The sequence below is a fragment of the Halorubrum salipaludis genome, assembly GCF_002286985.1.
GTDB lineage: Archaea > Halobacteriota > Halobacteria > Halobacteriales > Haloferacaceae > Halorubrum > Halorubrum salipaludis.
Window position 1 is genome coordinate 1 of sequence record NZ_NSKC01000010.1, and the last position, 11,738, is coordinate 11,738.

14 protein-coding genes are annotated in these 11,738 nt (G+C 60.7%); 5 read left to right on the top strand and 9 right to left on the bottom strand.

What is annotated here, in order from left to right; all coding sequences use genetic code 11:
- Nucleotides 1–114: 114 nt before the first annotated feature.
- The 3 genes from CK500_RS14255 to CK500_RS14265 all read left to right on the top strand — a co-directional run bounded on the left by CK500_RS14255 (nt 115) and on the right by CK500_RS14265 (nt 1,444).
- Nucleotides 115–606, top strand: a complete 492-nt coding sequence (locus CK500_RS14255) for a hypothetical protein (protein ID WP_095637988.1) — start codon at nt 115–117, stop codon at nt 604–606.
- A gap of 3 nt (nt 607–609) precedes the next feature.
- Nucleotides 610–975: a DUF7568 family protein gene (locus CK500_RS14260; RefSeq protein WP_095637903.1), complete on the top strand. Its 366-nt coding sequence runs from the start codon at nt 610–612 to the stop codon at nt 973–975.
- A gap of 73 nt (nt 976–1,048) precedes the next feature.
- Nucleotides 1,049–1,444: a DUF7567 family protein gene (locus CK500_RS14265; RefSeq protein ID WP_095637989.1), complete on the top strand. Its 396-nt coding sequence runs from the start codon at nt 1,049–1,051 to the stop codon at nt 1,442–1,444.
- Between the two features lie 43 nt (nt 1,445–1,487).
- Here the strand turns inward: CK500_RS14265 and CK500_RS14270 are convergent, their stop codons facing one another.
- From CK500_RS14270 to CK500_RS14300, 7 genes are all read right to left on the bottom strand, one after another.
- Nucleotides 1,488–1,706 (bottom strand): hypothetical protein, encoded by a 219-nt coding sequence (locus tag CK500_RS14270; RefSeq protein WP_144049561.1) that lies wholly within the window; start codon nt 1,704–1,706, stop codon nt 1,488–1,490.
- 205 nt (nt 1,707–1,911) lie between these two features.
- Nucleotides 1,912–2,115 (bottom strand): hypothetical protein, encoded by a 204-nt coding sequence (locus CK500_RS14275; protein ID WP_095637905.1) that lies wholly within the window; start codon nt 2,113–2,115, stop codon nt 1,912–1,914.
- On the bottom strand, nt 2,112–3,662 hold the full coding sequence (locus tag CK500_RS14280; protein WP_095637906.1) for a TrkH family potassium uptake protein: 1,551 nt from the start codon (nt 3,660–3,662) through the stop codon (nt 2,112–2,114). Before CK500_RS14280 ends, CK500_RS14275 begins: the two co-directional genes overlap by 4 nt.
- Before the next feature lie 60 nt (nt 3,663–3,722).
- Nucleotides 3,723–4,409 carry a potassium channel family protein gene (locus CK500_RS14285; protein WP_095637907.1) on the bottom strand — a complete coding sequence of 229 codons (687 nt, stop codon included), beginning with the start codon at nt 4,407–4,409 and terminating at the stop codon, nt 3,723–3,725.
- A 5-nt stretch (nt 4,410–4,414) separates the two neighbouring features.
- Complete coding sequence (locus CK500_RS14290; RefSeq protein ID WP_095637908.1) at nt 4,415–6,754, bottom strand: amino acid permease; 2,340 nt, start codon at nt 6,752–6,754, stop codon at nt 4,415–4,417.
- Between the two features lie 60 nt (nt 6,755–6,814).
- On the bottom strand, nt 6,815–7,234 hold the full coding sequence (locus CK500_RS14295) for a universal stress protein (protein WP_095637909.1): 420 nt from the start codon (nt 7,232–7,234) through the stop codon (nt 6,815–6,817).
- A 3-nt stretch (nt 7,235–7,237) separates the two neighbouring features.
- The gene (locus CK500_RS14300) at nt 7,238–7,729 is read right to left on the bottom strand and encodes a zinc ribbon domain-containing protein (RefSeq protein ID WP_233139200.1); all 492 of its coding nucleotides are present in this window, start codon (nt 7,727–7,729) and stop codon (nt 7,238–7,240) included.
- A gap of 384 nt (nt 7,730–8,113) precedes the next feature.
- On the opposite strand from CK500_RS14300, the gene CK500_RS14305 reads away from it, so the two are divergent.
- Both CK500_RS14305 and CK500_RS14310 read left to right on the top strand, forming a co-directional pair.
- Nucleotides 8,114–8,857, top strand: a complete 744-nt coding sequence (locus CK500_RS14305) for an Lrp/AsnC family transcriptional regulator (RefSeq protein ID WP_095637910.1) — start codon at nt 8,114–8,116, stop codon at nt 8,855–8,857.
- A gap of 102 nt (nt 8,858–8,959) precedes the next feature.
- Nucleotides 8,960–9,532: a hypothetical protein gene (locus CK500_RS14310; protein ID WP_095637911.1), complete on the top strand. Its 573-nt coding sequence runs from the start codon at nt 8,960–8,962 to the stop codon at nt 9,530–9,532.
- 87 nt (nt 9,533–9,619) lie between these two features.
- Here CK500_RS14310 and CK500_RS14315 read toward each other — a convergent pair whose 3' ends face one another.
- The gene (locus CK500_RS14315; protein WP_095637912.1) at nt 9,620–9,961 is read right to left on the bottom strand and encodes a hypothetical protein; all 342 of its coding nucleotides are present in this window, start codon (nt 9,959–9,961) and stop codon (nt 9,620–9,622) included.
- A 350-nt stretch (nt 9,962–10,311) separates the two neighbouring features.
- A complete protein-coding gene (locus CK500_RS14320) occupies nt 10,312–11,679 on the bottom strand; it encodes a restriction endonuclease (RefSeq protein WP_095637913.1) in 1,368 nt (455 codons plus the stop codon).
- Between the last annotated feature and the right edge of the window lie 59 nt (nt 11,680–11,738).

The window sequence follows — 11,738 nt, forward strand, 5'->3', positions numbered from 1 at the left end:
GGAATCCTAAGAATCCGCCGTCACGAGGAGAGTTTTTCGAGCGCCGGCGATGGGTGCCGGCGCAGCTGGAGCGAGCAACGATTCCCGGTGCGTCGGCGTTTCGAGGTGTTCGAGATGCACATGGTGATTTACGCACTGGTAGAGGCATCGACGCACGACGACGCGCTGGCCACCGGAAAGACGGTGTTCGACCGCCTGGTCGGCGCGGACCCACACGCCGGCGCCGTCTTCGACTACTACGTCACGTTCGATGAGGAGGACACGTCCGTTGCGGGGAAGGCACGATGGGGGGAGTTGCCGACGGCAGCCCCCGTCGACTCCGATGACGGCGAAGACCTGCTCGAGCGTGGCTGGGAGGCGACGAAGGAGGAATTCGAGCGTAATCTCGACCGGGTGAAAGAGGCCATCGAGGAGCTCTCCGACGAGGAGATCATGCGCGACGAGGACCTCGCCCGGCACGCCTTCCACAAGGTAGGTGCGTACGACGGCCCGACGATCTTCCTGTACACCGAACACGGAACCGGCATTCGCCACCGTGGACAACTGGACCGACTCCTCGAGGAGAGTGAAGAGCTCTGGATCGTACCCGCTGACGTCCACTTCTGAATAATGCCTCCCATCACCAACTGGCGACGCGAGAGCCGCTCGCCGACACTCGTGTATCGGAACACCGAGACCGGTGCGCGAGCCGTCCTGCATCGAGCGCCGGATTCCTACCGGTACACGTGGCGCGGGGTGATTATCGTCGACGGCTACCCGGTCTGGGCGCGGGGGTACGAGACGAAGGACGCGACGTCGTTCCGTGACGAACTCCGGGAGCGGCCGGCCCCGGACCTCAGCTGCCCGGAGTGTCCGAACAACGACGTTCGCGTCGGCGAGAAGGCAGCAGACGGGGCGAAAATCCAGCGATGGTACGACTGCCCCGACTGTGGGTACGAAGCCCCCTCACGCATCGTCTACGGCGCCGAGCGGTGAGTGAGTGAGCGGTGGGCGCTGTTTTTCGGCCGGGCACGAGGTGGTGGCCCGGTACGACCGGGTGAGTCAACCAATGAGTCTCGAAGTACTTGACCGACACAGCGAGGCACTGTTCGAGTTCCTCTGGTGTCCCGTCTGCGGGCAGGAGGTCTTCACTCACATCCCGTTCGAGGGGGTGTTCTGCAAGAACTGCAACACCCAGGTCGAACTCCAGGAATCCCGAGAGACACGCGGCTACGAGGAGGCCGTGCTCGCCTGCTTCGATTCTACCACGACCTGGAACCTCCACGTCGACGAGAAACTACGCCGCGACCTGCCTGATGGGTCGGCCCGCGTGAAGATCCTCGGCGCACCGGGCGCCTACGACGTCGACTGGTGGAGTCCGGAGCCAGGTGAGGACTGGGAACCTGTGGAGCGTGGAGAGTTCGACGACGTCAAGGAACCCGAGGAAATCTCTCATCTGGCCTGATCTCCTCAGGGATCGAAAAGGTAGAAATCCCCGAAGCACTGGGTCAGAGCCAGCTCGTCAGAAACGCAATACAGGACGGGATAAACACTCGTAGGGCGGCCCCACCGAACCCGAGCCCGATGTAGCTCATCAAGAGGACAAACTGCGACCGTTCGTTTTCAAATCCTGTGAGCAAATAGTACAGGATGAACGACGCCGTAGCCTCGACGATGAACAGGCAGACGAGCGTCCCAGTCAGCACGAATCCGGGATCGGCCGTCATCGAGAGGAAATTCTCTGGTGCCCATCGGCTCTCGACGAGGGTCAGAACACCGCCAATTACGATGTACCCTAAGAAAGGGACCGCGCTAATGAGCATCCCCCGAGTTCCCCAGATGGCGCCCCAGCGGAACCATCGCTCGAGGAACCCCGCTAATCGAGCGCGCCTCGATTTCGGTGGAATCTCGGTTGACATCCCATACTGGAGATTATGTTCGAACGCCTCGATACAGCGTGTACCCGACGAATGCGGCGATATAGGCTATCGCGACTGCCTCGGTGACGAGCGACCGCCCGAGAACGACGATCAGCCCGATGACGAGCGGCCCGGTGAGCAGTAGCGAGTCGAAAACCCGGTCGTCGGCCCCTGCCTCCAACACGGCAGACACAACAGGGATGTCACGCGATTTCATCGGTAGACCCCTCCGCGCTTGAAGATCGTTCGGAGCATCACGAGGACCGGGATGATCTCCAGCCGGCCGATCCACATGTGGAAGAGGAACGCGATTTTCCCGATGGTGGGCAGCGAGTCAGGACCGGTAATCCCCGACGAAAGGCCCACGTTCCCCTGGGCGCTCGCGACCTCGAAGAGGACGTTTGCGAGCGAATACTCCCCCGACGGCAGTGTGAGTAACAGGAGGAACGTCCCCAAAACGAGGAACGTACTCCAGAGGACGACGATGATTGCGGCCTCCATAAATTCGCGACTCGCCTCTTCCTCGTTGAGTCGCCGATTGTTGATTTCCAGCCGACGCACTGCACTCTCGGGGTAGAACACGTCCGCGATCTGGTGGCGAATCCCCTTCACGAGCGTCAGGCCCCGAATAAGCTTGATACCGCCCGCCGTCGATCCCGCTGCCCCGCCGACGAACATTCCGAAGGTGACCGTGAGTTGGGCGTACGACGGCCACCGGCCGAGCGCGATGTTCGTCGCGTCGACGGCCGTCTGGAAGCCCGTACAGGTCGCCGCCGAGACGAACTGGAACAGGCCGTACCGCAGGGCCGCAAACGGCGTCTCGTAGGGGCCGACGAAGTAGAGGAACCCCCACAACAACGCCGATCCGATGCCCATATAGCCGAACACCCAGCGCGTCTGGAGATCCGAGTAGAAGTTCCGGAGGTCACCCTGGAGGATGAGGTAATGGACCGGGAACGCGATGCTCCCGAGTAGCATGATCGGAATCAATACGAAGTCAATTGCGACGCTGTCGTAGGTCGCAATCGAGTTGTCCGTAATCGAGAACCCGCCTGTCGCAAGTCCGGTCATCCCGTGGTTGATCGCCCCCCAGATTGGCATCCCTGCCAGCCACAGGGCGAGGATCGACCCGAACGTGAACAGGATGAAGATCCACCAGATCGTCCGCACCGTTGAGACGATGCTCGGGTGGATCTTCTTCGAGCGAGCCTCACTCTCGTAGAGCGTCAACGAGCCGCTTCCGGGGCGCGAGAGAATCGCCGTCGTCAGGACGATCACGCCGACGCCCCCAACCCATTCGGAGAACGTCCGCCACCACTGCAGCGTCCTCGGCAGCACCTCCTCGTTGTCGGTCATCGTGAGGCCTGTCCCGGTGAAGCCGCTCATACTCTCGAAGATGGCGTTCAACGGCTCGGTGAACGCCGCGAGCGTCGCCGTCTGCGCCGGCGTCGAGAATCCCGGCACGCCGAGTTGGACGCTCCACGCAATCAGGAGGAACGGCAGCGAGCCGAAGATGCCCACCGAGAACCACCCCGACGCGGCAACGATCATCCCGTGGAACCGACCGGGAGCTTCCGCCCCCTCGAATCGTCGGTAGAGCACCCACCCGATGCCGAGCGGAACGAGGGCGGAGACCAGTAGCGCCGGGAGCGCGAAGTACTCGCCCCAGACGATCGGCACGACGAGCGAGATGAGCATCAACCCACCGAGCGCTTCCAGGATGCGTCCGAGGTCCCGCCCGACTGTCGCAACAGCCCCGTTCATGCGTTCCCTGTGGTGACTGGTAGCTGACGCGCGCGGTGCCAAGACGAAATCATAGACACCTCACTCCTCCTTGTCCTCATAGTGGCCAAAGATGTCCGTAATCTCCGGATCAGCACCGACGCCGGAGTAGACGGTTAGCAGATCGCCCGCCTGAATCGTGGTCTCACCGCGCGGGGTAATCGGATGGTCATTTTCGTCCCGTTCGATAGCCACGACGAGCATCTCGTCGGTGAGCAGCCCCGATTGGGCAGCTTCCTTGAGCGTCTTTCCCGCGATCGGTGCCTCGTCAGTGACCGTGATCTCGAACACTTCAGCATCATCCCCGATCCGCATATAGTCGACAATCGCCGGCCGTGCCACGGCACGGTACAGGTACTCGGCGATGAGTTGCTGGGGGTTCTGCATCGTGTTCACGCCGATCTGATCGAACAGCCCCATGTGCTCGGGATTATGAACAACGGAGAGAATCGCGGGTACCTCGAATTCCCTCGCCAGTAGGCAGGTCATCACGTTCGTCGCGTCCTGGTCAGTCGTCGAAATGAGCGCATCGGCCTGGCCAGCGCCGGCATCATCCAGGGTGTCCTTCGACGTCGCATCGGCGTTCAGCACCAGACAGTCGAACTCGTCGGCCGCTCGATTCGCTCTGGTCTCGTCGCGCTCGATGACGACGACATCGTTCCCGGACTTGGTCGCAATATCGATGAGTGGCGTGCCGATGTCGCCGGCGCCAATGATGATGAGGTACATGTAGGTTACACCTCCAGTCGCCGCAAGAGCGCTTCACGGACCGACATCGCCGACTCCTCCGGGCCGCGGGCCATCACGACCGTCTTGTCTACTTCTTCGCCGATCGTCTCCGGGAGCGACCCGAACACTGCCTGTGAAATCGCGCCGGAGCGAGTCGCCCCAACGCAGATCGTATCGTATTCCTCTGCAGCGTCGAGAATCGTCTGTTCAGTATCCTCAGCAACTCTGATCTCGGTCTCGTACGACATGTATTGGATTCCTGCGCGTTCAGCTAGCTCCTCGATTACCGCTTCACCGCGCTCGGTGGGGGAGCCCTCATCGTCAGTATCGGTTTCCGGCGACTGTACGTTGAGCAGCGTCAGCGAGGCGTCATCGGCCGCTGCGACGAACTCCGCCGCTCGCCGGGCCGCAATCGGCGCGTGTGGCCCCTCTCCTGCGAGAACCATGATGTCACCCTCACCACGCTCACCTTCGGAGCCGAGTTTCACGAGCGTCGCATCACAGGGTGCGCGTCCGATGACGGGATCGATTGTGGATCCGAGGACGTGCTCTCGTCGACTTCGAGTTCCTTGCCAGCCGAGGAGGACGTGATCCGCGTTTTCCTCCTCGATGACGTCCAAGATGACCGAGCCGGCATTGCGACCGGCGATCGCCCGCGTCTGCAGGCCGATATCGAGATCGGCGGCGATATCGCGGGCGGAGTCCAGCAGTTCCTGCTGCCGTTCGACCCGCTCCTCTTCGAATTCGAGGTCCTGCGAGAGCGACGTCTGGCGGGGAACTTCGATGACGTTCACGGCGATGACCTCGGCGTTCTCGTCTTCGTGGGCATGCGCGCTGGCCGCGGCCATCCGGAGCAAGTCTTGCTCCGTCTCCGGATTCGCAACCGGAACCACCACACGGTAGCGGTCGTCACCGTTGGCGACCGCCGTCGGTTCGGGCGCAATCGCCTCGCCGACCAGACTCTCGCTCAGGGCTCGGTCCCGCGCGTAGAGGTAGTACCAGGCGATGCCGAAGGCGACGAGTATCGTCCCGATCGCACCGACCGGTGTCGGCGTAACGGGCAGGGCGAGTTCGACCGGCCCGAACGTGACGACAGTCGGGGCAAACTCGACCGTCATCTGAAAGAGGACGGCCAAACACGACAGCATTCCGAGAACCGGGACGACTGGATACAGGACCGACGGTATCTGGAACGCCGGGTCGTACGCATCCGGATTCGCCCGGCGCAACACGACCACAGTGACGTGCACGAGGGCGTACGTGACGAGGTACATGAAACTCGCCACCTCGGCGAGCGTCCCGATCCCGACGCCGATGGCAATCAGGACGAGCGTGATAATCCCCGTCGCCGAGATCGCCCGGTAGGGCGTTCGGAAGCGTTCGTGGACTTCATTGAGCCAGTTGACGAGAATCCGGTCTCGGCCCATCGCGAAGTTGACCCGGGCGGCCGACAGGATGCTCGCGTTCGCACTCGAGACTGTCGCGAGGACCGCACCGACAATCATCGCGAGCGCGCCTATCGACCCCATGAATTCGGTTGCAACGTCGGCAACCGGGACCTCGGAGGTCGCGAGTGCGTCTATCGACAGGGTGCCCGTCGAGACGAACATCACACCGACGTACATCAGCGTCGGCGTCACCACCGACGCGATCATCGCCAGCGGAAGGTTTCGACTCGGGTTCTTGATCTCCTCGGCGCTGGTCGCGATTACCTCAAACCCGATGAACGTCACGTACACCGTCCCGATGGTCGCCGCGACCGCCGGCCACCCGTTAGGGTTGAACTCCCCGATGGTCGGGCCACTGATGAAGCCCAGCGCGAGGAACGCGACGATGAGGCCGACGAGCGTGAGGACGATGACGTTCTGCAGTGAACCAGTCTCCTTGACGCCGTAGTAGTTGACCGCGGTCAGGAGCGCCGCCATTACGAGGGCAGCAACAGAAATTCCGAGCTGCCCCCAGCCAGCGAGGAAGCCAATATACTGGCCGAGGCCGGGCAGAAGATACTGACCGAAGCCAATCATGTAGAACGCCGACGCGAAGGTGAGTCCGGCCCACATACCCCAGCCGACGATACTCCCGAAGAACGGCCCGAGGGCGCGGTTGACGTAGTAGTAGCTGCCGCCGGCCTTCGGCATCCCCGTCGCCAGCTCCGAAAGGGAGAGCGCCGCTAATAACGACACGATCCCACCGGCGAAAAACGAAATCATACTGGCCGGACCTGCTTGCTGGGCAGCGATGCTCGGGAGGACGAAAATCCCCGCTCCGATCATCGTTCCCAGGCCGATCGTGTACGCCTCGAGGAAACCGAGGTCGCGGGCAAGCTCCTGATCGGTTTCACTCATCGACAGTCACCTCCGTCGTGGCCGTCGCTCCGGGCGTGAGAACGCGTGCTGTATCGACCATCATTCCGTATCGTCCTCGTCTGGGAGTGCGATGACTGGGCGGTCAGCGTCGGTGACCAGCTTCAACGCTGTGTCTCCGGACAGGAATTTAACGATCCGGCTCCCGCCTCGGGGGCGGAAGGCGATTGCGCTGGCGTCGACATCAGCCGCGACGTCGATGATGGCGCCGACCACGTCCCGACGGTAGGCGGTTTCCGACTCGGCCTCGGGGATGAGCTCTCGAAACGCCGCGAACGCGTCCGCTGCCCGTTGCTCGGCCTGTTCGACGGGAATCTTGTCGGGAACTCCCTCGCCTTTCTCGATGACGTGAACGACAGTTACGCGGTCATATTCGAACGCGTCAAGTGCCCGTGCGGTTTCTCGTGCATCCGCTTCGTTCGCAACCGGAACGACGAGATGCGCTGTGAGTGACTCTGGCATATCTTATTCCTCCGTGTCAGAATGGTCGACATCGTCGCTGCCACAATGCGGGCAAGTATCGACATCGTCGTCGAGCGTTCGTCCGCAGGTTTCACACCGGGTCTGCGCGTTATTGTGGACGTCCCCGAGATACGCCCAGTGTAGCGATTCCGTGCCGTCGAACTGTGGCTCCCGTCGGACGTGATAGAGAGAGGTGATCTCCGTATTCACGCCGTCATCATCCGGATCAGGTGGGTGCTTTCGGACGATGGCGTATGCACCGTGATTCTCGATGTCGAGGACCTCCCCTGCCGCGTTCGCCTCGATTTCGTCTTCGATCGGCGTTCGTAGCGCGTCGATGCGCTGCTCGACGTACGACAGAAGGGATTTCAATTCCGGGAGCTCCAGCGCGTCGATCCGCTGAATCAACGCCTCGGAGAGATCGTCCGGTGGCGTGGGCTCTCCATTCGAGTTCCCCATCGTCTTACCTCCGTCTGGAGGGAGCTGCGAAGTCATCCGATTTGCGTGCCCATTCAGTCGAGGGACCCGACGGAGACCGTTTGAATCCGAATCTCCGACAGGGATTCCGACGGACCGTTCGCTTCCCCGAATCACTCAGCGAATTCACACTGGTTGCTGGCGCGGTGAAGGTGGTCTCTGAAGTCATATACGAAGCCATATTGCGAACCAATAAATAATCTCGGTATTAGCAAACGATAGCGTAGTATCTACGTAGTTTGTTTTTTATTCGTTCGATAGCGTCCTTAGGGCCTCTCCCACAGAATTTTCGTGTTTTGAGGGAAGATAAAGAGGGGCGCAATAAGAACGTCCACCGAGAACTCAAACAGTCACGTAACGGTAATATAAAAGAGCCTGTGGAGTCAATCGCGCTGTATAAATATGCCCGTTCAAATCGATTCAGTCGACGAGCAAATCCTGTATTATCTGTCCCAGGAGGCCCGTCACACCTCTGCCCCGGATATCGCAGAGAAAGTCGACGTCTCGGCACCGACGGTGCGAAACCGGATCCGACGCCTCGAGAAAGAAGGGGTGATTCGAGGCTACCACGCCGACATCGATTATCAAAAGGTCGGTGGGCGGCTAACCAATCACTACGTCTGTAGTACAGGAAATCGGGATCGCGAGGAGATGGCCCAACGCGTTCTCGATATCCCAGGCGTGATCAACGTTCGAGAGATCATGTCCGGAAAAGGTGACCTCCGGATTACGGTCGTCGGGACGGATACCGATGACCTCACGCGTATTGCGCAAGGAATCACGTCACTCGGAATCGAGATCGACGACGAGGACCTAGTTCACAGAGAATACTTCCGCCCGTACGCCCCATTCGGGCCCCGCGACGAAGAAGGAGCCTCACCAGTGACCGGCGTCGCGGGGCTTGCGGGCGACGCCGATGTCGTCGAAATCATCGTGAGAGAGGAGGCTCCAATCGCCGGGAAAACGCTCCAGGAAGCGAACGAAGAGGAGCTCATCCCCTCTGATGTGCTTGTCGTCCGAATCAACCGTGACGAGGGGACCATCACCCCAACGGGAGAGACGTTGATCAAGGAGGACGATTTCGTCACGATCCATTCACGCTCAGGAGTAACTGAAGAGACACTCGAAGCCTTCACTGGCGACTAAGACAGGAGCTGAGGGTTCGCGAACGGGCTCGATGGTTCGCGTCAGTGACTGTTTTTCTGGCGCCGGCGATGGGTGCCGGCGCACCCGCGTTGGCGGTGATCGATGTCGACACGAAGTCAACTCCGATTCATCCAACGGAGCGAGACCGCAGGCGAACAGTCCGCACCCGACCGCATCGCACAAATCTACCGCCACTCGGACGGCTATCCCGATAGCGTCCTCCATGACCTGGACCAGCTGAAGCAGCTGCTCGACGAGACACGAACAGAGCGCGGGCCTGCGTACGCCGCTGCCCAGTTCCTGTTCCTCGACACGCTCTCGACGATGACCCTCTACGTGGATGAAGGGCGTGACCGGAGCATCCACGCTGACCAACCCTCGGATCTCCTCGACCCGGACAATATGGAGCACCTCGACCAGCCGATGTTCCTGCTCGGACATGGTGTCGAAAATCCGGCCGACGGCATTCACGGCGACGAAGAGCACCTCTACGTCGTCGAACTCCCGACACGGAATCCGTTCGAGGAACCGTCCGAGTGGACTGTCAAGGTGAGTGGTCACTCCGCCTTCCCGCGCTGGGATGGTCCGACCGAGGAAGCCTTCGATCGGGCCAGCTGGCAGTTTGAAGGACTGCTCTCGGCCGCCGTCGACGAACTACTAGCTCAACCAAGTTAGTCGCTAATTCGACACTCACAAGGTTCGAGTTCTGAAGAGAAGGCGCGCCCAATATAGGATTCTTCGGAACGAATGATTTGCAGATTGCTACTGAGAGTTGCGAATCCGCCGTCGAGCTCGAGAATCCAATACCTGCTGTGCATAGAGTGAATCCTCTCGGTCACTTTCCGCGGCCCATTCAAACGCTTGACGGGGAATTTGTTTCATCAGTAGCTCGCCGTTTTCGATTTTCCAGCCAAACGGTTCTTTAGGGTCTAATCCCCGCTCTCGAAGTATTTCACCGTCCACACGTAGAGCCATTACGAGGTCGTCCCCGTATTCAGCTGCTTGTTCCGGTCTCAGCACCAAGTTATCGAGGAATCCATCGCTGTTCGGCTTGGGCGTCATCCACTCGACGGTCCACTCATCTCCGACCGGCTTGGAAGGCATACCTATAGAATAGTCGTTGTTCGATAAAATGGACAGGGGGAACGAAGGGTCGTATCAGAACGAGGTGTTTACGCTCAGAACAGACCAAGGCCAGGACATCAGAGAACGATACCCGTTTTAATCGATAAGTCCGATTGGTCCAATATGGATTACGTGGATGAGCCGCCGGAAACGGAGAATCCTGTGATGGTGATTCGTATAACAGCGAAATGTACCCTCTGCGAAACCGCTGAGCGGTGTGGCTCACCCGGCGAAGCAAAAGAGTGGGCGAGAGATCATCAACATCCTCGAGACTTTATTGAATACCGTCGGACCTGGGCCGAGCGGTAACCAATTCGACACCTCGATACTCAGATTACACCAACAAGTGCGAGGATGCCAAGCAGTAGTAGAACTGCCGTAACTACTACCCCACCAGCAGTGAGGAGCTTATTCTCCATCACCTTCTCGTGGATCGGCATCGCGGCGTACTCCTCGCGGAACGCCTCGAGGTTCTCCTCGTCGTAGAAGTACTTCGTCTTCAGCGCGAACCGTTCCGTCACCGCACAGCCCGTACAGATCGGCTCACCTTCCAGCCGCTCCGTTTTGGTGTGGCTGGAGCAGGCGATGGCCCCGCAGTTCGGACAGTAGGTGTACGTCTCGGTGACGCCACTCGTGTCACAGTGGACGCACTGATGGATGCCGTCCTCGGCGGTCACTCTCGACGGGCCTGCCGCGTAGTACTCGTAGGGGTAGGTGTACTCCTGGACGTCGGTAGTGTGCCGAACTTCCGGGAGGTACACTGGTTCGATCGACTGGACAGAGATGTCCGAGCGGTTCGGCTCACAGGTCTTGTTGTACGTGACGTTGTTGTCGCCCGTGTAGGTCACCGTCGTCGTGTGGTGCTGCTGGAGTCGCTCGACGGCCCAGTCCTTGTACTCCGTTTGCGTCTGGCCGAACCTACGCTCCTCGACGTCGTCGAACACCTCTCCGAACTGCTCGGCGTCGAGGTCGACCGTCGCGTGAAGGTTCTCAGTGACCAGCGTCGCGACGTCTTCGTCGACGACCTGCGGCTGCCCGCGTTCGGCGTGGGCGACGAATCGCGATCGGTCGTTGATCCGGTGGATGACGCCCACCGACGTCTCGAAGACGGCGTTCGTGTCCGCGGTGACCGCGACCACTGGGCGGAACGTCACCGATGAGTGTGGGTCTGGGAGGTCGGCAGCCTCGATGTTCTCGATATCGCGGAACGCCTCTTCGACGGGTGTGTCGACGTCAGCAGCCGGGTCGTACGGGCGGAGCGTTTCGTCGCAGAGAATCTCGATGCGACCGTTGTAGAGGTCGAGGCCGATCTCGTCGGCGATCTCCCGGAGGTCCTCACCGTCGAGCAGCTCGATTGGATGGGGATCGTCGTTCTGCTGGAGGCGGTCGGCGTACTCCTGGGCGGGATTCGTGAACCGGCCGGTCGTGACGACCATCCCGCGTTTGGGGCCGTCGAAGTCGAACGTCGCGATCGCTGAGTGGAGCTTCTGAACGACCGGCCGGCCGACCGTACCCGTGTGCTTGCACTCGACGATGATCGCACGCCGGGTGCCGTCGACGACCTCCTCCATGATGACGTCGCGACCCTCGTCAGCCGTGCGGTCGGCCTGGCGGACGTTCTCGTAGCCGAGGTTCCGGAACACGTCCTCCATCACGTCTTCGAACTCGAACCCCGAGAGATCGTCCAGTACAGCCATCCTCAATTATGTGGACAGTACGTTGCAACTGCCAAATACGTTGCCGAACGCTACGCCGT